Source organism: Clostridium thermarum (genome assembly GCF_006351925.1).
In the GTDB taxonomy this organism is placed as follows: Bacteria; Bacillota; Clostridia; order Clostridiales; family Clostridiaceae; genus Clostridium_AU; species Clostridium_AU thermarum.
Genome location: NZ_CP040924.1, coordinates 696,448 through 721,435, shown reverse-complemented (window position 1 = coordinate 721,435; position 24,988 = coordinate 696,448). Strand labels below are relative to the sequence as shown.

The window sequence follows — 24,988 nt, the reverse complement described above, 5'->3', positions numbered from 1 at the left end:
TTTTCTTCCCCCTTTGTTCTATTTTTTATCCTTCTGTAATTTGTGAAAAACTGTTCTTTGTATTATTTTATTCCGGCTTGGTGTTTTTCGTACCATATATAAGTCTTCAAAGGTAAAAGGATGTCAAATTATTGACATCCTTTTGCTTAATATTAATTATTTTAATATGCTTTCTACAGTTCCGGATGTTATTACACCTTCACCTCCCAGAACTTTGACCTTACTAACTTTTGATATTATTGACTTTACATAAGTCTTCTGAGAAGTTACATCCTTACTATTTACAAGTATTACTGGTGCTTTTACGCTGCCAGCCAATGCTGAACCGCAGATTGCATCAGGATAGTTACTTCCTGTAGCAAGGTAAATATTTGAGAAATCATATCCGTCAGCAAACCTCTTCAATACTGCTAAATTTGTAGCATATCTGTCTACACCTGATATTCTTTCTACTCCTGCTATACCCTTAACAGCAGTTTCTGAAATTACTCCGGTACCACCAATTACATAAACTTTGCTATTGTTGTCCTTTATGAATTTTGAAACTCCAGCAGTTAATTGGTTCTCAGCAGTAAGAAGTATTGGGCTTCCTGTAGCTGCCGCATAAGAAGATATTGAAAGTGCATCCGCATAGTTTCTGCCTGTAACCAGGAATACTTGATTCTTAACTTTCATCATATTAGCTACTGCAAGAGAAGTTTCATATCTGTCTCTGCCGCCTATTCTCTCTACTGTAATGCCCATGGTCTTAATAGTATTTTGTACAGCAGCTGATACAGCTCCTGTCCCACCAATGATATATACTTTTTTAGCCCCTAATCTAATCAATTCAGCTTTAACACTTGCATCAAGTGTATTGGTGGGAGTCAGAAGGATCGGTGCATTTAACTGTTTAGCAAATGGAGCCGCAGTCAATGCATCTGCATATTCATCCCCTCTTGCAAGAACTACATTTGCAGAAGTTGTCCACCCAGCCTGAGAAACCTTAACAGCAGTCTCATATCTGTTGGCTCCACCTGTTCTTTCTATAGTAGGTGCCTTTGGTTCTGAAGATATATCTAGAAGATTTTTTGAGGATACCACATAATCACTGTTATGATTTATTTCAAACTCCACATAACCTTCTCCATCGGCTTTTAGGCCAGTAGCTACTGCTTCAAGCTTCTTAGCAGCTTCATTATAGTAGTAGATATTGATATTGTTTCTATCATTACTTACAAGCCAAGCAGCATCAAGCATAATTCTTACCTTAGCCTTTCCCGGTAACTGTCCGTTGTTAGCAAAGGATATTACAAGTACGCTTTCATTGTTTACTGCCTTAGCTATATCTGCCTTATTTCCGGTAGCAGTATTGTTAATTGAAGACACGGTCACTGACATGTCAATAGCTTTTGTTATTCCAGTGATATCATTACCGCTGAAGGTCCATTCTACTCCATTTTGCTTAAAGATTACGGTCTTCTCGGTTCCTTTTATAGCATCGAATATTTCCTTAGCCACCTTTTTATTATTTGTTATATCTACGGTTACAGTTCCATTGTTTGTCACGCTGTTAATAACACTGATAACCACGCTGGAGTCGCTGTTTGTAACACTTGCATCTGATGGAGCTGTAGGTGCTGGTGTATCAGGCGTAGAATTCTTGGAAGCCTCAGCTAAAATTACTGTAGCGCCATCAGCAATAGCGGGTAATGTAAATGTCACTTTTTTATCAGTAGTAACCGTAAATTCTCTTCCACTGTATAGGTCTCTCACTATGCTTCCTGCAGCAAACGGAACTGTTACAGTGATATTCTTTGAAGTAATATCTGTATTTATGGCTACCACTAGAGACTTACCTTCGTAAGTTCTATCAAATACAAGATACTTTTCAGCATCTCCGCCTGCTATCTTAGTTCTGGTTCCCTTTGCAAATACTTTTGAGTACCCAGCTCTAATGTTTAACATTGTCTTGTAGTGTTTATGCAATGAGGAATACATAGGATTGTTTAACCTATCCCAAGGCATATCGTAACGATTTTCGCTAAAGTTTCCATCAGGGCTGCTCATGTTATTTGCAGTTCTGCCGCTTGCACCTAGTTCCTCTCCATAATAAACTACGGGTTGCCCCTTAGCGGTCATCTGGAGGGCTACAGCAGCTTTTAACTTGGCAATTTTCTCTTCATCTGTTCCACTTAACCTTGTTAAGAAACCATCCTCATCGTGACTGCTTAAGAATAGGCCCAGTGAGGCAGTATTATCAATTTTTTCATTGATCTCCTCCATATAGTCTTCCACACCATCAATTTGTCCATTTACAAAGTTCAGTGCTGACCATTTAAAAGAGAAATCCAGTATTGAGTCCATCTGTCCGCTTCGCAATTGGCCTCCATCTTGATTAATGTTGGCATTATAAGCTTCACCAATCAGTTTGAAACCTGGATTAATAGCGGTAACCGCGTTCTTAAGAGCTTTCCATGTTGTATTTTCCACATTATTTACAGTATCTACTCTAAAGTAGTCGATAGTATTTCCTTTTTGTGTCTTTAGCCTATTTATCCAGGCAGTTTGCCATTCTATTAACTTATTTCTTACATCAGGATCTTCAGTCTTAAAGTCAGGAAGTCCTGATAGGTCACCGGTTACCTGGTCACTGCTGCCAAGTGGTCTAAACATCCCCTCAAACTTAGCCTTTTCTTCATCTGTTGGATAATTGTCTAAATTATTTGTGTTCGTATCAGTAGTTCTCATACCATATCCAGCATGGTTAATAACTACATCCAGCATTATCTTGATACCTCTGCTATGGGCCTCATCTATTAGTTCCTTAAAGTCATCCAAACTTCCAAGATGTTCATCTATTTTTCCGAAATCCTTAGCCCAGTAGCCATGATACCCGTACTGCTGCTTATCTTTAGCTGATAATTCACTGTCTGTCCAATTTCCAGCTTGATTAAAGTCAATATTGTCTACAATTGGAGTTATCCAAATGGTATTTATTCCAAGGTCCTTTAAGTAATCAAGTTTTTGAGTTATTCCTTTAAAGTCCCCTCCATGATAAGTTTCAAGATGTGTCTTATCATACACTACTCCATTGGGACTATCATTACTTGTATCTCCATTGTTGAATCTATCAGTCAGCATAAAGTAAATTCTAGCTTCATCCCAGTCAAAGTCTGTATTTCCCACTGACTGTCTAGCCTTTACCGTAACTGATGCAGCAGAGTGATGTGTATTACCAAATTCATCTGTTATAGTTATTGGAATATTCTTTTCGCCAGCTGTTATAGAATCTTTAACCGCTATAGCCTGAGCCATAAGTTCTGTATCTACATTTACCTTTTCTTTTCCGCCCAATTCCCTTAAGTCTAAATATGCTTCTCTTATTTTAACATTTTCTTCTGATGTAACATTTAGACTCAATACTGCATTTTGGTTATAATCTATAGCCGAAGGTGCAACAGTGGCACTTATATTTAGCTTAGGTATTGCATAAACAACCTTTGATACTCCATCAACTGTATTCATAGGATCTGTGATTTCTCTGGTATTACCCTTTTCATCAGTAACCAGGAAGGTATATTCATAGGTACCTTCTCTAGTTAAGTTCATGGTATAGGTATAAAGTTCTTCTAAACTCTTATACTCCATATCATAAGTTTGTCCGTTAACTTTAACCTTAACCCCTTTCAAGGTTTCCATCTTGTCTTCTGCAAATAAGGCCGCATCCCTGTAGTAGAAGGTCAGCTTACCGTTGTCCAGGACAGGTCCTGATACTGCCGGTGTTGTGAAGAATTCTCCGACCCCAGTGGTTACAGTAGCCTTAATTATAGTGCTATTCAAATCTGTTATGATCTTTCTGTCGTAATCGATTGTATCTTTTTGTTCCCAATTTAGACCTTTTCTCAGTACAAATCCAATCCAAGTTGTTTCAGGAGCAATTTCAATTTTTGCAAAAGCACCTTCTTCAGTCACAGATTCAAATTCGATCATATCGTTCCTGACGCCGGTGTTCCACACCCAAATATTCCAGCCGTCATAATCGTTATTAGGTCTTATATACCTGAAGTATACATATCTCTTGACATTTGGCTTAACTGTTATTACTATAGTTGATCTAGCATTACCGGCTTGAGCTGTTATTGTCACTGTACCAGCAGCAATTCCTGTAACCTCTCCATTTTCGTTTACCACTGCTTTACTTAAATCAGATGAGGTCCATGTTACAGATCTGCCTGTCATCGGCTGTTCAAATTGATCTTTAACCAAAGCTGTAAGAGTTGTACTTCTTGTTGCATAGACTATATTGGAACCACTTATTGTTATTGATGTTGGAACTAAATTAGCTACAGAAACTCTCATTGTGCTTTCAGCACTTCCGCATTGAACTTTGATTTCTGCAGTTCCATCTAGCTGTTTAGCAGTTATTTTGCCCTTTTGATCAACAGTTACGATTTCATCTGCACTAGAAGACCATTGCACTTGTGCATTAGGCATTATTTTGCCCTTTTGATCTCTTACAACAGCTGTAACATAAGTTGATGTCCCTTTCTCCAATCCAATAAAGGCTTTTGACAACTCAATGGTTGTTGCTGTTGGTGTATAGGTCTCTGATGCTTCATCATAGAGCACCATCATGGATAAACCTTCAACAGAAACTCTATTACCCTTTACTTCTCTGATTACTTGTGTCCCTGCCTTACTATGGTCAACAACAACCTTCCATGTACTGCTAAAAGGTAGATCCATACTTGTTACTGATTTATTTCCGTTGTATATAACCACAATATTTTTCCAGTCATCACCATTGGCGTAGTTCTTTAGCTGGAATACCACAACATTGCCATCTTGCTTTAATACTACTAAATTACTGTTTATGGCTTCCTTCGTATCCATTCTGAGAGCCGGATGTGATTTTCTAAGTTCAATCAACCCTTGATAATAGTCAAATACAGGTTTAAAGTCAGCCTTATTCTGCCATCGTATCATATTGATAGCATCTGGGCTCTTGTAACTGTTATGATCACCGTATTTTGTTCTTAAGAACTCATCTCCAGCTTGTATAAATGGTATACCTTGTGAAGTAAACACTATGCCATTAGCTAAAAGCGTTCTCTTAACAGTTTCATTATCTAAAACATTATTTAAATCTATATGTTTATAAGGATCTGCATTATTCACAGCATCTTCTACAGAACCGCCATCAACTAATTTACCATCTTTAATATTGAGGAAACCAACTTCTTGTGCTAGGCCCCCGGCTGTGATAAATTTATCCCAAAGATTTAAATTATCATGTGCTGTTACATAGTTAATAGTTTCAGTGGGCGAATTTGTAAAGTCATCAATGGCCCCCCTAATGCCCTTAACTATATCAGCTTCTTTTCCAGGTTCACCACTGGCAAATCCTTTGGTGGCATCATCACTTCCGCCTTTAATGGCACCTCTGATATTATCATTGAATACCGCAAAGCCCTTATCTTTTTGACTTCCTTTCAAAGTTTGTTCAGTGAGCGGTGAGGATCCACCTGTCCATGGTTCCCCATAAATCAGAACGGAAGGATTTATTTCATTTCTTAGTTCATCAACAATCTGAGTCATAGTAGTTGTATCTATTAACCCCATTAGGTCAAATCTGAAGCCATCCACCCCATATTCATCAGTCCAATACTTAACAGAATCCTTGATGAACTTTCTAACCATGGGTCTTTCACTCGCTACTTCATTACCAACACCTGAACCATTGGTATAACCGCCAAAGTCATCAGTACGATAATAGTATCCCGGAACAATTAGATCAAAAGAAGAGTTTCCAGTTGAATAAGTGTGATTATATACTACATCCATAACAACACTTATACCCTTATCATGAAGAGCCTGTACCATTTCCTTAAACTCTGTCACTCTTACCGCTGCATCATCTGCATCGCTTGAATATGAGCCTTCAGGAACATTATAGTTTTGAGGATCATATCCCCAGTTATATTGTGGATCTGATGATTTTTCGTTAACCGTAGCATAATCATATGAAGGTAATAAGTGTACATGAGTGATTCCCAATTCCTTAAGATGATCTATTCCTGTTTTTATGGATTCATCTCCTTCTAGTGTCGTACCACTTTCTGTAAAGGCTTTAAACCTACCTTTATTATCAATTCCAGAGTTAGGATCTATTGAAAAATCTCTTACATGCATTTCATAAATTATGGCATCGGTAGGTTTAATCATTGTTGGCCTATCGTTAGGATCAAAGTTTTCCGGATTTGTCTTAGAAAGATCTATTATGACTCCCCTCTGGCCATTGGCTGAAACTGCTTTAGCATATGGGTCAACAGCATAATTAACTTTGCCGTCTGCAAATTCAACCTTGTACATGTAGTACTTTCCAGCAAGGTCGCCTTTAACTTCCAGGGACCATACTCCATTGTCACCTCGTACCAGGGCTGTTTCTGATCCTCCAGTGTGATCCACTACCTTACCGGATTCATTATATACTCCTTCAGAATCATAAGTAGCCAGACTAACGCTTTTTGCTGTAGGAGCCCAAAGTTTAAATATACTGCCGGCAGGAGTATAGGTTACTCCTAAGTCATCACCAGAGTAATAATACTTAGGATTATCTAATATTTTTCTCATTGTAACTTTACCTGCAGCGTAAGCCTGACTTTTTACCTCATATTGTTTTGTTACATCAATTGATCCTTCTTGCAAGGATAATTTAACTTTATTGTCCCCTAGCTTAATCGCATTTACAGGAATAGTTGCTCCCTCTTCTACGTCTATCAATTGGAAAGTAGCAACATCTGAGTCAGCTATAGATCCGGATGTAACAGCATAGATATCTGTCAAGCTATCAGCCATTGCTGACATCACTCTTGCTGATATATCTATAGGACTATAGTATACCTTTACATCCCCTTGCCGTAACCATATTTCAGTGGATGTTCCAGTGGTGATTTCCACAAAGCGGTCTCCGCCTTCCTGGCCAGCACTCCAATCTGATTTTGCTCTTGTTATAAAGTTTAGTTTTTTAAATGGAAATGTAAATGTGGCCCTAGCAAACCCCTCTTCTGTCTCTTCGGTAAAGGTATATAAGGCACCGTTACGGCCGTCTTCCCACAGCCACAGCCCCCAATCTGAGAAAGCTTTTCCGTCATACCTATAGTAATTAATAGTGAAGGAATACATTTGAACTATTTCTATTATCTTAGTTGCCGTTTTACCATTATAGGAAGCCTGCACAGTTACTGTTGTTTTATCCACAGCATCTTCTGCAGCCACCAGTTCATTTCCCTCTATAGAAACTTTTTTATCCGTTTCTAAAACAGACCAAGTTGCTTCCACTTCTGTCTGAACTGCATGTTCATCAGTATAGATTGCTTTCAGAAGTATTCTACCTCCCATTGGAAGCTGTTGTGGAGCTTGGATATTTAGCATTGGTTCTATGGTGTCGCTTGGTTCTGTTAAGGTATACACGCTGCTGTAAGTTGATTGAACATTGGGATTTCCCAATTCATTCCAGTTAGCAGCTATTGCATTATCATCAGTCTTAGGAATCACATCAAAAGCCCCATGTTCAGCACTGTTATTGCCACTTAGTACAACAATACCTTTTACTTTGTCACCAGGTTTTAGTCCTAACAAATCTAAAGGGATTCTTCCTTCAAAACCAATTGTTCTATCTACAGCGAAGGCTGCCCCCTGTAAATCGTTGAAATTCAATATCTCCTTATGGGTACCGTCTTCAGCCTTATATACAGATACCCAATTTATCTGGTTATCTCCCTTAACTCTAAACATTATGTGTATATTGGGCTTAACATCTGTTCCGCTATAATTATATTGTGAAGCCCATGGATTTCCATCATAACTCGAATCCACTTCATTGACATTCAATGCTATGTCAATTAGTTGACCATTATCTCCCCAGTTTGGTACATTTACCGCATCTACCCAGAAGTATAGGTTTTCATAATCATTAACAAGATAGAAATTATCAATGTCAAATCCTTGCCATCCACCACCGGACGATATACCTATGGGAGTTAACGCATTCCACAGTCCATCCTTCTGTCCATCAATAACTATATTTAACTTAGGTCCAGAGCTTATCGTATAGGCATCACTATATATGGATTGTACGTCAGGTCCTGCTGATTCATTCCAGCTGTCAGCCAGATTATTACCTGTAGCTGCAGGACTTACATCAAAGGCACCATGTTCTGCCTCGTTATTACCACTTAGTACTACTATTCCCTTTACAATATCGTTATAGTTAAGGCCTAGAACATTTAAAGGTATGCTACCCTCAAATCCATTTTCTCTGTTAACCGCAAAAGCTGCGCCTTGCAGATCATTGAAGTTCAAAACCTCAGCAGGGGTACCCTTTACTACCTTATATACAGAAACCCAATTTATCTCATTATCCCCCTTAACCCTAAACATTATATGGATATTGGGCTTAACATCTGTTCCGCTAAAATTATATTGTAAGGCCCATGGATTCCCATCATAACCTGAATCCACTCCATTGACGTTTAATGCGATGTCAATAAGTTGTCCATTATCCCCCCAGTTTGGTACATTAATGGCATCCACCCAGAAGTATAGGTTGTTTCTGTCATTGGTCAGATAAAAGTTTCCAATGTCAAAGCCTTGCCAACCAGCAGTATCCGATGAAGCTAGCGGATCTAAAGCACTCCATCTGGCATCCCTGATACCGTCTATTGCTATAATACCTTCTGCTTTTGTCGTCAACGAAAAGCTTGGCAACAGACTGAATAATAATAAGAAAGATACTATTAAGCTAATCTTACTTTTTAGTTTTTTCATACTACACCACCTCTCTTAAATTACGCAATCGTTTGCTTGTTTTGGTATGGCAAACGATTGCACAAAGTTATTATAACATTATTTGTAAACCTATTCAACAGTGTTTTCCATATTATTGTTGACATTTTTTTATATTTTTAAGCTTTTTTATCACTTCTTTATCTTTATAGTTCTAAATATATTACTTTTTCTATCCTGCTCATCCAAAAAATCATTATTTCATCTCATTTTTCGCAATCGCTTGCATATGTTTGTCTTGCATAATTTTATAATAAGTTTCAACTTAAGAACTTCTAAGACCATAATTCATATAATGTTCTATACTAATGTAAAAATGGCGGTAACTAATGATCAAAGTTAATATTTTCTTAATATTTAGTTTAGTCATAATCAAGGAATATCTGTTAAAATACTAGTATGGGAAGCTTTCCAAAGAAATTATGAGAGGATGTTATAAATTGAGGATTAAGAAGAAAACAGCTATGCTTTTAAGCTTTGCATTGGGCTCTACTTTATTTGTTACCACAGCCTTTGCTGAGGTAACCACCAAAAGTGGCTACGATCAATTGAAGGATGCCATTAAATATACTTCAAGAAGTTTAAGTGAGACCTTATCCAGCTACACTGCTGATGTTTCCTATGAATTAAAAGACAATGGAGTTACATTGAGTTCTGAAAATGCTGTCCTAAAAGTAGACCTTGAAAAACAAGCTAAAGAAAATACTGTATTATCTGTTGACTTTGATGGTATTAAAAGAACTAGCTACAGCTATGTAGACAAAAAGACCAGTATTTACTACGATGAAAATGAGGATACCTATAATGTGCTCAATTTAATTGACTATGAAAATACTGTAGTATCACCTGACCCCTTTAAAGAAAGCGTTACTGCTGATATTGAGAGGATAATTGATGCACTTGTAGGTAATCTTAAGGACTATGTTGCAGTTGATGACAATACAGATGGCAGCAAGGAAATATCCGGTTCTTTGAAGGAGTCACAAATACCGGCTTTAGTTAACGCGGTAACCTCTTTTGCGTTTAAACAATCCTATCAGCTTAGGTATACCACTAACAATGATAGTTCCACCAAAACTATGCCGAATCTTATTAAGGATATCTTTGTAAAAGAAGCTTCTGGCAAGATGCAGGTAAGCAAGGATGGATTAATCTCAAGTGCCTTTGCCACAGCAACTCTTTCAGGTAAAGATGATAAAAATGCAGACCATGATATAACTCTAGAAGTTTTGGTTAAAATTAGTGAGATTAATAGTGCTCATGTTACAAAACCGGATTTGACTGGAAAGAAAGTAGTTGAATCTACTTCTCAGCCAAAAGAAAATAACATTAATACAAAATTATATATAGGTAAGTTTAAGAACGATATTGTTATCGAAAAAGACAACCAGTTCGTTAAAGTTGGAGAAAGAATTTTAACCATAGAGAAGATAGAAGGCAACACTATTATAGGAAACTATGATGAAGAATTTATGGCTGGATTTGAAGACTATGCTAAGGAGTCCCAGAATTTTCACTTTGTTGGCGAAATTATGGAACCTGGATACTCTGCAACAGTATATGCATCAGATTCAGATAAGACCTCAGTGTTAGGAGATATTAGATTTGATTATCCTTCATCTGCCGTACATTTCTATCATCAAAAGGCTTATGCTACAAGCTTTAATTATGATGGATCATTTTATAAGATATTTGAATAAGTAACTATCAACGTATAAAACTAATACGTAACAGAAACAAAGTGCGAAGCACTTTCTTTCAATGAGTAGAGAGTAATGAGTAATTAAGGATGAAATTCAGCGGAGCTGAATTTCTGCTAAAATTACTCATTCCTCACTGCTCATTACTCATTTAGGAAATTGCTTTAATACGGAATTTCCTTATATTATACACTGACTTTATCATAATAATTGATTGGATTTATTAGGAGGCTTATATGGAAAAGGTAATTGAAATTACTAATTTAACTAAGATATATAAAAACGGAAGAGGTATAAAAGATATTAATCTAGATATCTATAAAGGTGATATCTTTGGTTTTCTAGGTCCTAACGGTGCCGGTAAAACTACTGCCATGAAAATTATGACCGGTCTAGTAAAGCCAGATAGCGGCAGCGTTAGAATAATGGGCTATGACATAGCTGACGAATTTGAAAAGGGCATGGCAAGGGTAGGCTGCATCATAGAGACAGTTGAAACTCACCAATATCTCACAGCCTATGAAAATCTGAAGCAATTATCCAGATACTATACATATATAGATGATAATAGGATAAATGAAGTCTTACACCTAACTGGATTATTGAAATTTAAAAATGAAAAACCTAGGAAGTTCTCACTTGGAATGCGTCAGAGGCTCGGTATTGCTGCGGCTATACTATCAAAACCGGAAGTAGTTATATTGGACGAGCCTTTAAACGGATTGGATGTAGAAGGCATGATAGCAATGCGAAATCTTATTAAGGATTTAGCCCAAACTGAAAAAACAACCTTCTTTATATCCAGTCATCTAATTCATGATGTGGAGCTTACCTGTAACCGTATTGGGGTTATATATAACGGAAGATTGCTTAATGTAGATACCACAGAAAACATACTGACTAGCTATGCCACTCTTGAAAATTACTTTGTTAGCGAGGTAGAGAGAAATGGGAGGATTTAAGCCAGCTTTGATTAATGAAATAGAAAAACTATATAAAAAGAAAAAGGTTACAGTATCCGCAGTATTATCCGTTATAGTAATAATACTGGTTCAATTAACCATGACTGTCCTACAATCCGGAGTAGGTTTGAGATCTGTGGGAAGTATGGAGTTTCCAATACTTGTGCTATCAGTCACGGTGGTTTCGATACTCCCCCTTTTTACAGCACTTGTAACCATAGACAGTTTCTCCGGTGAATTTTCTCACAACACCATGAAAATTTCTTTAACAAGACCAGTTACAAGATTAAAATTACTCCTTGCAAAAATATGTGCAATAATGTGTTTTGTCCTGGCCAATTTGCTGCTTGTTATGATTCTCTCATTATTAGTTGGACTAATATTTAATAGAAATTCTTTTACACTTTTAGGTTTATATAGGGTACTAATTTCTTACATAGTCACCCTGTTGCCAATGCTTGTATTATCAATCATGATTATATTCTTTACTAACATATTAAAAAGTGGTACCGGCGTATTTTTTCTATCTATAATTGTCTTTATAGGTTTTAAGGTCTCAGAAATTATTTTTTATCAATATTCAGGATTATTTCTCACTTCTATGCTGGATTGGTATAACCTGTGGATTATGGATATTTTCCCACTTGGAAAGATAATCCGTACATTTGTGTTAATGTGCAGTTATGTTATAATTTTATTTACAGGAAGCTATAGTTTATTTGATAAAAGAGACTTTTAAGGTGAAATAATGAATATAAAAAGACGTTTGATTTATTCTAATACTCTTACTATTATCATCCCACTTTTCATAAGCTTTGTAATTGCTATTGCAGTAATAAATATTACATCTTTAGCTTTTAAACGGGATATAAATTATGAGAATTTCAAAGAACTTGTATCTGTGAAAACAGAACTTCTTCACATAAGCAGTGGTATAGCAAAGCAAAAGATCAACATTATTGAATACAATGAGTATAAGGAATTTTTGCTTCAAAGGTTATCTCCAATACAGGGAGAGTTTATTGTAACTCAGAATGATAGTCTTGTATTTTCAAGCGGTAATATTACCAAAATTGATTTAGAAAAGTGTTTGGAAGCATCAAAATCAGGCTTTTTAAGCAAGTCAATAAAAATTAAGGGCAGATCTCAATTTATCCAAGTTATTGAGCATAAGTTTAAAGACGGCACCACAGGAAAAATAATCTTATTAGCTCCAATAAATGAAAAGTCTGATTTCTTGTTTAATTTTATCCTTTTGGTTGGAGGAGTATTTGTCTTATCCTTTATTTCAATAAATATATTTATGTCCTACTTAATGTCCAAAAGAATATTAAAACCCGTAACGCTTCTAAAAAAAGCAGCCTCAGAGATAAGCAGCGGAAACTTAAACTATGAGGTTATTGAAGATGGAGATGAAGAAATTAAGGAACTATGTAAGGATTTTGAGCAAATGCGTTTGCAGCTTAAGGATTCGGTCCATGAGAAAATGCTCTATGATGACAACCGTAAAATGTTAGTATCCAGTATCTCTCATGATCTAAAGACACCTATAACATCAATTAAGGGGTATGTGGAGGGTATTTTGGACGGTGTAGCCGCTACTCCGGAAAAGATAAATGAATATTTAAAAACCATTTATTCTAAAGCCAGTCAAGTAGATCTCATGATTGATGATTTGCTCTTATATTCGAAGCTGGATCTCCATCAGCTCCCTTTTAATTTTGAAAGCACAAATATCATCCAGTACTTTGAATACTGTATATCTGATTGTGCTGAGGAATTAAGAAGATCCGGTATAGAAATAACTCTGGAAAACAATCTTACAAATTCAAAGTTTGTACTTATAGATAGAGAAAGAATGAGACGTGTTATAACTAATATAATTGATAACTCTCGTAAATATATGAATAAAGAAAAGGGCCAGATAAAAATAATTTTGAGAGAAACTAATTCCAGTATACTTGCTGAAATAAGGGATAATGGCTCCGGTATAAGCAAAGACGAAGTAAATCAGATATTTGACAGGTTTTATAGAGCAAATAAGGCCCGTACCGGTACAGACGGCAGTGGTCTAGGCCTTGCAATTGCTAAGCAAATTGTTGAAGGCCATCAGGGTAAAATATGGGCTATTAGCCATGGTAATGATGGTACAAGCATTATAATATCTCTTGCCAAAATGGAAGGAGTGAAATAACACCCCTATGAAAAAAATTCTAATTATAGAGGATGATTTAAGCATAGCAAAACTTCAGAAAGACTATCTTGAAATGGCTGGGTATGAGGTTACTCTTAGTACAGATGGTATTTCGGGGCTAAATTCTTTAAAGGAAAATCAGTATGATTTATTAATTTTAGACCTTATGCTGCCCCATTTAGATGGTTTTGATATATTAAGAATTATCAGGGATGAAAAAGCTATTCCCGTATTGTTGGTTTCTGCAAGGAAGGAAGAAGCAGATAAAATTATGGGGCTTGGCCTAGGAGCCGATGACTACATCACTAAGCCTTTCAGTTTCGGAGAACTGGTTGCAAGAGTGAACTCACACATACAAAACTATGAAAGATTAAGAAACAAATTTGGTGGTAAGACCCCGTCAAATATAATCACCATCCGCGGATTAGAAATACAAAAGGATTCCCGAAGAGTATTTCTAAATGGCAAAGAAATATTTTTGGCTCAAAAAGAATTTGAGCTTTTGCTGCTATTAGCTCAAAATCCCAACAGGGTCTTCGGCAGAGAGGAATTGTTTGAAAGAATCTGGGGGTTGGATGCTTTGGGTGATATTTCCACAGTAACCGTGCACATAGCCAGGCTCCGTGATAAGCTGGAATCCACACCTTCAAATCCACAATTTATAGAAACAGTTTGGGGTGCCGGTTATAGATTTAAAATATAAGGCTAAAAATTAATTAAATATTCATTGAAAATGCGGATACAGTTTTATTAGTCCAAAGATAAAGAAGCCTACTCCCAGCAGAGCTATACCATGAGCAAGTAGATTGGTAAACTTTCCTGTTTCCTTTACTTTTATCACCTTTCTTCCTTTAGATGCCAAATAATTAATACCTGTAAGACCTGTAAGTATGCCTGACAACATTGAAGTCACAAAGGTTGCATAAGGAATTACCCCAAGATTACGCCAGTACCTTATAAAGGTAGTACTAAAAGTCAGCCAGGAAAAATGTGTCATAGGATAAGTCAAGGTTATAATAAATCCTGTAAAAACTGGGTGCGCAGTAATTCCCTTCTTTTCCAAGAGCTTTTCCTCTTCATTGAGGTCATAGCTCTTACCGCTTTTTACTGCTCTTAACCCAATAAAGAAGGTAACTATACCGGAAACCGTCCAAAATAGGGCTTCCATTAATTTATTTGATTCAATCCAGCTTAGTAAACCAAAATTAATCAGTACAGCATCTAGCACGTCTACCATGACTGACCCCATTGCAACAAGAATTCCTCTCCTAAATCCCTTGGTTATAGTCCATCTTACAGACTCTATTCCCGCCGGACCGATTGGAATCGATATTATAATGCCTGTTGCCAGTCCTATGAATAGTGCTTTTATAAATAATATGTAGCTATCTGCCATTGTCATTCTCCTCTACCAAATAGTCTTCATAGGCTCATCTTCTATTAAACCACAATTATTAACTATTATAAAGGTATTTTTTAACATCACCTTTCATGAGCTTACGTAGTATAGTATTATTAAATCCATGCTATAACAAATACAACCTGGCAGGATGGCGGTTTATTAGTACATTTTCAACAGGAAAACAAATGGGCTGCCATCTTTTGGGCCTTTCAGTCTCAGAAGGCTGCATTATAGGAAAGTAAGCAGTTATAGCCTATTAATCCATTTTAAGCTATCAAAAGCAAGACTGCAGGGTATGTATATAACATTCCTCTTCAGTCTTGTTTATTAAAAATTCATTTATAGCTATTTCAGCAACTCTGATGGCCCACCCTTATATAATATATATTCCATATGGAGCGCTCTGGTTAAAACTACATATAATAATCTTTTGTCTAGCTCTGTATCCCCGTAATTAAAGCTATCACAATCAAAAACTATGCTGCAGTCAAATTCCAGCCCCTTTGTCATATAGGAAGGTATTATTATTTTATCCAAGTCTATCTTCTTGTCGGAATCACTGATTAATTTCCACTTTTGCTTACTCTTTCTCAAAACCTTTTTAAGCTCACTGCACTGCTGATAGGTCTTACAGATTATCGTTACGTTTTTCTTCCCTGCCTGCTCTGCTTCCTCTACTATTCTATCAATGATTTCAACCAGGTTCTTATTGTCCTTATACTCTACTAATTCAGGCTCTTTACCATGCCTCAATACCGGTTTAGCAGGTTCTAAGCTGTTCTTTTGCTTTCTAAGCACATTGTTGGCAAAGTTGACAATTTCCACAGTAGACCTATAGCTTTGTGTCAAAGGAGTATAATAAATATCCTCCTCATATACATCCTTAATAAGCCTCTGCCAGTCATCAATTCCTTTATAATAGTAAATGCTTTGACCGGTATCTCCCACAATTGTCAGCGAGGAGTTATATGCTAACTGTTTTAGCACATAAAGTTCAAACATGCTGTAGTCCTGTGCTTCATCGATAACAATATGCTGAAACTTATACTTTTCATCTATACCATTTATTTTAAAATGCAGATATAGCATTGCAGCTAAGTCATCACTGTCAATTCTTCCATTATTAAAGTTTTCATTTATCTCATCAACCATAAACTTAGCAAGCTTCTCGGGAATTTTGTCATCCGTCATTATCTGGAATATATTTTCATCATTAAACAACATTAAATACAGCTTAACTATATCATCCTTTTGCCAGTTTGTAATGTAATTATTAATGGCTTCCTTGGCGGCTTCCCTCAGCCCTTGCTTTTTATTGTCTCTCTCATTATATAAATTGGAAAGTATAGCCCTTCTCTCACTGCTATCTTCCATGGAATTTCTTGCAGCAGCTATCTGCCTTCCATATTCCGCTTCAATATCTGCACTTATAGTGGCAAGTCTATCCTCCAGCCTGTTAACCAGGTATTTCTTTATCTCTTGCTTTCTTTTACTGATGGGTGTATGAGATAAGTCTTTTACATATAATCTCTTTACTTCTCTGCCACGGAAAATGGTGTGTCCCTCTACAACAATATCCTCATAATCCATTCCTGTGGCTTCTATATATTTCGCATACCTGTCAATTATGGTTTTATACACCATGGTTCCTTTAATTTTGCTGCTGTTTGTAATATATTTTGCCCTCTCATCTTGTGAACTCTCAATAATATCAGCAAGTTTCTTATCCTTTGAATATATCTTATACGGTATGCCCAGAGTTTCCAGGGCAAACTCTTCAAAAGTACTCTGCTTTACATCTTCAACTCCCAAGTTTGGCAATATATCTGAAATATAGTCGAGAAATAATCTATTAGGAGCAACTACAAATACATCGCTTCCTATCATTCTCTGCCTATGCTTATATAGCAAATATGCTAACCTGTGCAGAGCCACTGTTGTTTTTCCTGAACCTGCAGATCCCTGCACTATTATGACCTTACTCTTTTCCGCTCGGATAATTTCATTTTGCTCCTTTTGTATAGTAGCTACTATGTCCTTAAGTTTTCCCTTAACAGCCTCTTCAAGATTTATCCTCAGGAACTCGTCAGTTAGGCCTTCTTCATTACCTCCATCCTTAGACTTTAATATTATTTGATCGATACCTTCATCAAAGACATTAATCAGCTCTCCATCTCTTATCAGCAGCTTTCTCTTGAGAAGCAGCTCTCCCTCTATAACACCCATAGGTGCCTCATAGGAAATTCTTCCTGAGGTACCGCTGTAGTATAAATCTGCAATAGGTGCCCTCCAGTCCACCACCTTTTCCTCTCCTGACTCCTCATCCATTAGGCCAAGCTTCCCTATGTAAAAACTGTCTAAAGTCCCTCTGGCTTCTTCAAAATCAATTCTGGCAAAATAAGGTTGTTTTCTTACTTCTTTATAGTCATTCAAGATTTTACTGCTTATATTCTGCAGATTAATTGCTGTCTCTAATTCATGATTATAGGAGCCTCTTGATTGCTTTTTTAACTCAGCTACCTTGCTTTCCAGCCTTGAGTAGTATCTCTCTTTATTTTCAATTTCCTTATCCAGCCACTGACCTGTATTTTTCAAAGCATTTTTTTCATATATAAAATCTTCTTCTCGAATCGACATATATACCTCCATATAGCAGAGTTAATTCTTCATACTTTCCTGTTAAGAAAAATCTCCCTCTGTCACCATATTTTTTATAATTATAGGTTTGAATGAAATTAAATCTGTCAATAATTAAAATATCATAAATCGAAAGGGGTCTTAGATCATGGGGAAAAAAGTTTTAATAGGCGTATCAGTAACTCTTGCAGCAGGACTACTTACCTTACTCGGCAGATCCAGGATTAAGGCTAAATCTTAGCAAAAGGCGGGATAGAGATATCCTGCCAAAAGCTATATAGATTACTTCCCTTTTGATTTTCAAGCTTCTGCCCCATCTCCAATGGATAGGGCTGAATAAAATCAGTTGGTCTAAGTATACCATATAATCCAGAAAGGATTCTTAAGCTTTTTTGAGCAAATTCTATGTCTTCGGAATCAAAATCTTCAGCCTTTAGAGCCTGAAAAACAATGCCGTAAAAAGCTACTTTCTTATTTCCTATCAAAATTAACTGTTTTCGCCGATGATAATATTATTAACATTGATGCGTTCTCCTTAGTCACAAAGTTAAAGAGACTATTCCCTCCTGATGTAGAATGCTTTATAATAGTCTCATAAAAGATATTATACTATATTCTAGCCCTAGGGCATAGGTCAAGTAAGTTTATAAATTTGTACTTATATTAAGGAGAGTATACTATGGAAGATGAACTATTAGAAATAATAGTATTAACAAGAAAAGATTCTGCTGGACTTCCGATTCCGGAAAGAATCTTCATTAACGATGGTATTGAAGGTCCCTCTCAATACCAAGTTGAGAGAATAATTAGACGTGATAATGAGATAATTAAGGGTGAAAAAACAACTATGTTTACATGCTTGGTTAAATTAGAGAATATAAAGCGCACCTGGGATATACGATATTATCACGATGATGACCGCTGGATGCTGTATAGGGCCTAGGCCTAAAGCAGAAACAATTAAAGTGTACGCCTAATATGAAGGATAACATATTAGGTGTATATTTTTTTGTAATGTGTAAAAATTTATCAAATTTTATCTTACAATTTTTACCATGAACTTCCCTTTCAACCTAGTAATTCATTTTACTGCTGTGTTATAATACTAATTGTATTGTAAATACTAATGAACTTTTACCTTATCTGCTAAGGAGGTGCAGCTTGTTGCATAAAAAACTGTTAGCCCTGTCAATGTCAATAGTTTTATTGTTTAGTACAAGCTATATAACCTATGCCATATACTCTCCCCAAGATGCCATCAAGGAAAGCAAAGCTAAATTTAACCAGCTAAGTACTAAAATACTTGACATGAATGTTGAAATATCAAGTTTAAATAAAGCTATAGACGATCTAAATGAGGTTATAAGTGAAAACATTGTATCTATAGAAGAAAATGTAAAGCAAATTGAAGTTTTAGAAAAAGAGCTGAGTCTATTGGAGAAAGAGATACAGGAAAGTCAAGAAATCGCCGATAAACGCCTTAGGGCTATGTACAAAAATTCCTACAATAAAAGCTATCTTTCTTTACTTCTGACATCTAAAAACTTTTCTGACCTATATGAAAAAGTTGAGGCAACTGAAAGAATTGCAGCCATGGATAGAGAATTACTTGAAAATTTAGGAGCAAAGAAAGAAGAATTAAATAATAACTTGGCAAGTCTGGACCAAAAGCGTCAGCAGCTCATAGACCTAAAAAATACTAACGTATCTAATCTACAGAATTTGAATGATAAAAAAGCTAGCTTGGAAAAGTTGATTGTTCAGCTGGATGAAGAAAAAAAGCTTGCAGCTGCAATGATTGAAGAAAATGAAAACAAACTTATAGCTCACTCTATATCAGTAATTGACTCTCAAGGCTCAAGTATTGAAGGCATGAAAGGTGCCATTTCCACTTTAAAGTCCTTAATCCCTCAAATAAGTACAGCTTCAGTGAAAAAGAAGGCTGAAGAATATTTATCAACAGGAAATGAGAAACTGACAATAATGATACTTAACAGTAAAAATGCAGAAAATAATGCTGGCGGAAATACTACATATAAAGCTACATATACTATGGTGGCAACGGCTTATGCCGGTCACACAATAACGGCTATGGGGCTAAAACCTGTAAGAGATCCTGATGGCCTAAGCACTATTGCAGTAGATCCCAGTGTTATCCCCCTAGGTACTAAAGTATACATACCCGGTTATGGCTATGCTATCGCTTCCGATACCGGTGGTGCAATTAAAGGCTACAAGATAGACCTGTTCTTAAATTCAAATGCAGAATGCTATAAGTGGGGTCGAAGAACTGTCACCCTTCACGTGGTGGCATATCCAGGCGAATGGTAGTAATAAAATATAACTAAAATTATAAAGAAAATTTCACATATATTTCTAGTTTTTTAAAGATTAAAGTCATACATACATCAACGTTTTCAGCAGAAACTATATTTGTTACTGATATAGATTTTGAATACGAGGAGATGTGGTTATGACAAAAAATAAAAATAAAGTTAAGAATCAGATGTCAAACAAAGCGCCAAGCAGTAACAAAGCAAACAGTCAAGGAGTGAAAACCTTAGAAAGTCAAACCCTCCAAACTAAGCGCTACCAGTACGAAGAAGAATAATAAAAAGCAAAGGGGATGTATTATTTCCGCCTATTGGTGGTAAACAATACGTCCCCTTGCTATTAGCTTGCTGTTTCAAACTGGCTGTTATAGAGGCTTGCATAAACGCCGCCCTTTGCCAGAAGCTCCTCATGATTACCTTGTTCTACTATATCTCCATGCTGCATTACCAGTATTAAGTCTGCATCTCTTATGGTTGACAGTCTGTGAGCTATGATAAAGCTGGTTCTATTCTTCATTAAGTTGTTCATTGCCTTCTGAATTTGTACTTCTGTACGGGTATCCACAGAGCTAGTTGCTTCGTCGAGAATCAGTATCTTAGGATCAGCTAAAATTGCTCTTGCGATGGTTAACAACTGTTTCTGCCCTTGAGATATATTGGTTGCATCTTCATTGAGCACCATATTATACCCGCCCGGAAGTGTGTGTACAAAACTATCAACATGGGCCGCCTTAGCTGCCTTTATAACCTCTTCATCAGTAGCATCAAGTCTGCCATATCGGATGTTTTCCATAATTGTGGCATTATATAACCAAGTATCCTGTAGTACCATACCAAACATTGAGCGGAGATCTCCGCGTGTAAATTCTCTTATGTCATATCCATCAATCAATATAGCCCCTTCATTTACATCATAAAAACGCATCAGCAGCTTAACCATAGTAGTCTTACCTGCTCCGGTCGGACCAACTATAGCAACTCTTTGACCTGAACGAACTTTTGCAGAGAAGTCATTTACTATGATGGTATCCGGATTGTAACCAAAGTGAACATTCTTGAATTCTACATTACCGTTAACATTTTCAAGTTTAACAGGGTTAGCTGCCTCAGGAACCTCTTCCTCTTCTGCCAGGAACTCAAATACACGCTCTGCAGAAGCAGCAGTTTGCTGAAGTACGTTTGATATATTGGCAATTTGTGAAATAGGCTGTGTAAATTGTCGAACATATTGTATGAAGGCTTGAATATCACCTACAGGGATTCTTCCCTTTGCAGCCATATATCCGCCTAAAATACATATTGCTACATAGCCTAGGTTCCCAACAAAATTCATAAGAGGCATCATAATACTTGTTAAAAATTGTGATTTCCACGCTGTTGCATATAGTTTTCCATTCAGTTCATCAAACTTTTCAATGCTCTTCTTTTCACCGTTGAAAGCTTTTACTACCAGATGTCCGCCGTACATTTCTTCCACATGGCCGTTTACATGCCCTAAGTAATCCTGCTGCTGCTTAAAATACTTCTGTGATTTTTTTGCAATAGTCATTATCAGCACCATTGATAAGGGAAGTATTAAACCTGTTACAAGCGTCAGCTGCCAGCTTATTGTCAGCATCATTACAAAAACTCCTACCAAGGTGGTCACTGACGTAATGATCTGGCTTAAACTTTGATTAAGTGTTTGGCTCAATGTATCCACATCATTGGTTATACGGGATAATACTTCACCATGATTAGTGCCGTCAAAATACTTTAGAGGCATTCTGTTAATCTTTTCAGAAAGTTCTTTTCTGAGATTGTAGCTTACTTTCATAGATACATTTGACATAACCCATCCTTGTATATATGAAAACAGTGAACTAACTAAATATATAGCTAGTAATATTAGCATTATATTTCTGATATAGGTGAAGTCTATGCCGCCTTCCCCTTTTATCTTTCTAAGAATACCATTAAATATCTCAGTGGTTACATTACCTAAAATCTTAGGACCTGCTACTGAAAGAGCCGCACTAACTGCCGCAAATATTAAAACTATTATAATGGAAAGTTTATAAACATTTAAGTAAGCCAATAACTTTTTCATGGTACCTTTAAAGTCTTTAGCCTTTTCCCCTCCGCCCATCATGCCCATGGGTCCATGACCTGCCCCAGGTCTTTGGGTCCGCCTAATTTTTGCCGCCTTATTCTGCTCGCTCATGCCAATTCCTCCTTTGAAAGCTGTGATAGGGCAATTTCTCTATAGGTTGCACAGGTTTCCATAAGTTCTTTATGAGTACCTATTCCAACCATTTTACCTTCATCAAGAACTACTATCTGTTCAGCATTTTTAATTGTTGAAATACGCTGTGCAACGATAATTACTGTACTGGAGGCTGTTTTTTCTTTCAGAGCTTTTCTTAAAGCTGCGTCTGTCCTAAAATCCAAAGCTGAAAAACTGTCATCGAAAATATAAATTTCCGGCTTTTTCATTAAAGCTCTTGCAATAGCCAACCTTTGTTTTTGTCCACCAGAAACATTAGTTCCAGCCTGAGAAATCTCAGATTGAAATTTATCCTCCTTGTCTTCAATGAACTCCATGGCTTGAGCAATCTCTGCTGCAGTAGCCAAATCTTCTTCTGTGGCATTTTCGTTCGCATACTTTAGATTACTTTCAATGGTACCGCTGAATAGGAACCCCTTTTGAGGTACATATCCGATTTTATCTCTCAGCTCCTTTTGATTTACTTCTCGCACATCAGCCCCATCAACAAGTACCTGGCCTTCTTTAACATCATAAAAACGCGGTATCAAGTTAATAAGGGTAGTCTTGCCGGCACCGGTGGCACCAATAAAGGCAGTGGTCTGTCCAGGGAGAGCCTTAAAACTTATATTCTTTATAACATCTTCCTCAGCACCAGGGTATCTGAAGGATACATTCCTAAATTCAACCACTCCCTTTTGCTGCATATCGAAGCTTTTGGGTCTTTTGGGGTCCTCAATTACGTTCTTTGTTTCCAGAACTTCAGCTATACGTTGAGCTGCTACAGAAGCTCTTGGAATCAAAATAAACATGAATGACATCATTAAGAAGGCAAATAAAATCTGCATGGCGTACAGCATGAAGGCCATCATGTCTCCTACCTGCATACTGGATTGCTCTATTTGATGGGCTCCTACCCACACAATAAGCAGTGAAACACCATTCATTATCATCATCATAATTGGCAACATAACTACCATTACCCTATTTACGAAAAGGCTTGTTTTAGTAAGGTCCCTATTGGCCTTGTCAAACCGTTTTTCTTCAAACTTCTGTGTATTAAAGGCTCTGATAACCATCATACCAGAAAGATTTTCACGGGTTACAAGATTAAGCCTATCAATAAGTTTCTGAATAGCTTTAAATTTAGGTAATGCTGCTGATATTACTGTTATTATCAGTAGCAGCAAAGCTGTTACAGCCACAGCAATAATCCATGACATAGAAGAACTTTTAGCTGTAGCTCTTATTACTCCTCCAATACCTATTATAGGGGCGTAAAAAACCATTCTTATCATAATGACAATAAACATTTGTATTTGATTAATGTCATTTGTTGTCCTTGTAATCAATGAGGCTGTGGAGAACTTATCCATCTCCGTATTTGAGAAGCTTTGAACTTTGTTAAATACTTTACTTCTTAAGTTTCTTGCAAGCCCTGCTGCTGTCCTGGAGGAGAGGAAACCTACCGCTACTATGGCGGCAGCGCTCAGCAAGGATATTAGCAGCATGTATACTCCTGTTTTTAAAATATACCTGGTTTGTATTTTATCTGTATTCATGCCTATGGCTTTATATTCAGCTCTAACTGCTCCGGCAGCTGCCTGGACAATCATGCTTTCCCCAAGGGCAGTATAAGTCTCGCTGGCACTATCTGCTATAGCCAGTCTTTCCTCTTCAGTACGTTGTGAAAGTAAGGCAAGTAAGTCTGTATTATTGGGTATCTTTACCCCATTAAATTCTATATCTTGTCCTTTTTCAATGGCGGTCTTTTGTATTTCTTGTATACCATAAACCGTAAGTATGGACTTACCCATCACTGCATTTAGTCTATCTATTTGTTCTTCATCTAGATTCTTAAGTACATAAACAGGTTCATTTTCCAATGCTGGATAGCGCTTAACATACTTGTCGTAATTTTCACCGGATTTATCTATTAGTTCATAATTACCTAAAACTTCTTCCTTATCATTGCTATTCATAAATAAAACTATCTTATCCATTTGGCTCTTTCTTATAGCTTCAGGTACGGCGGACTCAATACCTCCCTGCTGTATACCTTTATTTACAATACTAGACAGATAGTCCGGAAGAGCTAGGTCACACATGGCCTGTACAAACAATAAGAATATTGCAGCTATTATTAGACCAATAAATGGTTTTAAGTACTTACCCAGTTTAAACATTATTTCATTCACTCCTTCTGCTTGATTTTATTTTGCTCAGTTTCCCATTTTTCTTGTTTTCTGTGCAGGACTCTTTCCAGCACTGCAAGGCCTTTTAGTATTTCGTCCAGTTCTTCAGGGGTAGCCTCACTGACCATTGCTTCAAACTCCTTCTCTACACATTTGAAATGTTCTTCCGTATTCTTTTTTGTCTCCTCTGTTACACTGACATAAACAACTCGTCTATCTTCCTCACTGCGGGTTCTTTCAACCAGTCCCTGCTTTTCCAGCCTATCAATAATACCGGATACGGTGCTGTTTGAAAGACCTAGCTCTACGCTTAAGTCACTGACTTTCATTTCTCCATGCTTTGCTAAAATTCCTATGAGCATTCCTTGCGGTGCAGTTAGGTTTATTCCCTTAAAGTGGTGCTCCAAATTATGTTTAATATAATGCATGACTCTGTTTATTGTTTTGACTACAATAATACCTTTATTTTTTTCCTCCAATAGTTATTCACC

16 protein-coding genes are annotated in these 24,988 nt (G+C 36.7%); 9 read left to right on the top strand and 7 right to left on the bottom strand.

Features of this window, described 5'->3' with window-relative positions:
- Positions 1-156 precede the first annotated feature (156 nt).
- The gene (gene pulA, locus FHY60_RS03035) at positions 157-8,811 is read right to left on the bottom strand and encodes a type I pullulanase (protein ID WP_139903309.1); all 8,655 of its coding nucleotides are present in this window, start codon (positions 8,809-8,811) and stop codon (positions 157-159) included.
- Positions 8,812-9,269: 458 nt separating this feature from the next.
- On the opposite strand from pulA, the gene FHY60_RS03030 reads away from it, so the two are divergent.
- The 5 genes from FHY60_RS03030 (at position 9,270) to FHY60_RS03010 (ending at position 14,388) form a co-directional block, all read left to right on the top strand.
- Complete coding sequence (locus FHY60_RS03030; RefSeq protein WP_139903308.1) at positions 9,270-10,529, top strand: hypothetical protein; 1,260 nt, start codon at positions 9,270-9,272, stop codon at positions 10,527-10,529.
- A gap of 236 nt (positions 10,530-10,765) precedes the next feature.
- On the top strand, positions 10,766-11,491 hold the full coding sequence (locus FHY60_RS03025; RefSeq protein ID WP_139903305.1) for an ABC transporter ATP-binding protein: 726 nt from the start codon (positions 10,766-10,768) through the stop codon (positions 11,489-11,491).
- On the top strand, positions 11,478-12,230 hold the full coding sequence (locus tag FHY60_RS03020; RefSeq protein WP_139903302.1) for an ABC transporter permease: 753 nt from the start codon (positions 11,478-11,480) through the stop codon (positions 12,228-12,230). The genes FHY60_RS03025 and FHY60_RS03020 overlap by 14 nt, the downstream gene beginning before the upstream one ends.
- Before the next feature lie 9 nt (positions 12,231-12,239).
- Positions 12,240-13,685, top strand: coding sequence for a sensor histidine kinase (locus tag FHY60_RS03015; protein ID WP_139903300.1), 1,446 nt, complete (start codon positions 12,240-12,242; stop codon positions 13,683-13,685).
- A gap of 7 nt (positions 13,686-13,692) precedes the next feature.
- The gene (locus FHY60_RS03010) at positions 13,693-14,388 is read left to right on the top strand and encodes a response regulator transcription factor (protein WP_139903297.1); all 696 of its coding nucleotides are present in this window, start codon (positions 13,693-13,695) and stop codon (positions 14,386-14,388) included.
- Positions 14,389-14,409: 21 nt separating this feature from the next.
- On the opposite strand, the gene FHY60_RS03005 is transcribed toward FHY60_RS03010, so the two are convergent.
- Positions 14,410-15,081 (bottom strand): LysE family transporter, encoded by a 672-nt coding sequence (locus FHY60_RS03005; protein ID WP_163215713.1) that lies wholly within the window; start codon positions 15,079-15,081, stop codon positions 14,410-14,412.
- A gap of 123 nt (positions 15,082-15,204) precedes the next feature.
- Between FHY60_RS03005 and FHY60_RS18680 the strand changes: the two genes are divergently transcribed.
- The gene (locus FHY60_RS18680; protein ID WP_139906270.1) at positions 15,205-15,321 is read left to right on the top strand and encodes a DUF2278 family protein; all 117 of its coding nucleotides are present in this window, start codon (positions 15,205-15,207) and stop codon (positions 15,319-15,321) included.
- Between the two features lie 111 nt (positions 15,322-15,432).
- Here the strand turns inward: FHY60_RS18680 and helD are convergent, their stop codons facing one another.
- Together helD and yaaA are read right to left on the bottom strand one after the other, a co-directional pair.
- Positions 15,433-17,724, bottom strand: coding sequence for an RNA polymerase recycling motor HelD (gene helD, locus FHY60_RS02995; RefSeq protein WP_139903291.1), 2,292 nt, complete (start codon positions 17,722-17,724; stop codon positions 15,433-15,435).
- A gap of 230 nt (positions 17,725-17,954) precedes the next feature.
- A complete protein-coding gene (gene yaaA / locus FHY60_RS02990) occupies positions 17,955-18,209 on the bottom strand; it encodes a peroxide stress protein YaaA (protein ID WP_207671439.1) in 255 nt (84 codons plus the stop codon).
- A gap of 194 nt (positions 18,210-18,403) precedes the next feature.
- Between yaaA and FHY60_RS02985 the strand changes: the two genes are divergently transcribed.
- From FHY60_RS02985 to FHY60_RS17740, 3 genes are all read left to right on the top strand, one after another.
- A complete protein-coding gene (locus FHY60_RS02985) occupies positions 18,404-18,667 on the top strand; it encodes a hypothetical protein (protein WP_139903286.1) in 264 nt (87 codons plus the stop codon).
- Between the two features lie 218 nt (positions 18,668-18,885).
- Complete coding sequence (locus FHY60_RS18415; protein WP_279230433.1) at positions 18,886-20,055, top strand: 3D domain-containing protein; 1,170 nt, start codon at positions 18,886-18,888, stop codon at positions 20,053-20,055.
- Between the two features lie 142 nt (positions 20,056-20,197).
- A complete protein-coding gene (locus tag FHY60_RS17740) occupies positions 20,198-20,335 on the top strand; it encodes a hypothetical protein (protein ID WP_163215712.1) in 138 nt (45 codons plus the stop codon).
- A gap of 62 nt (positions 20,336-20,397) precedes the next feature.
- On the opposite strand, the gene FHY60_RS02975 is transcribed toward FHY60_RS17740, so the two are convergent.
- The 3 genes from FHY60_RS02975 to FHY60_RS02965 are packed head-to-tail and all read right to left on the bottom strand — an operon-like array spanning position 20,398 to position 24,976.
- Positions 20,398-22,260 (bottom strand): ABC transporter ATP-binding protein, encoded by a 1,863-nt coding sequence (locus tag FHY60_RS02975; RefSeq protein ID WP_139903283.1) that lies wholly within the window; start codon positions 22,258-22,260, stop codon positions 20,398-20,400.
- Positions 22,257-24,488 (bottom strand): ABC transporter ATP-binding protein, encoded by a 2,232-nt coding sequence (locus tag FHY60_RS02970; RefSeq protein ID WP_139903280.1) that lies wholly within the window; start codon positions 24,486-24,488, stop codon positions 22,257-22,259. The genes FHY60_RS02975 and FHY60_RS02970 overlap by 4 nt, the downstream gene beginning before the upstream one ends.
- Before the next feature lie 8 nt (positions 24,489-24,496).
- The gene (locus tag FHY60_RS02965; RefSeq protein WP_139903277.1) at positions 24,497-24,976 is read right to left on the bottom strand and encodes a MarR family winged helix-turn-helix transcriptional regulator; all 480 of its coding nucleotides are present in this window, start codon (positions 24,974-24,976) and stop codon (positions 24,497-24,499) included.
- Positions 24,977-24,988: the final 12 nt, after the last annotated feature.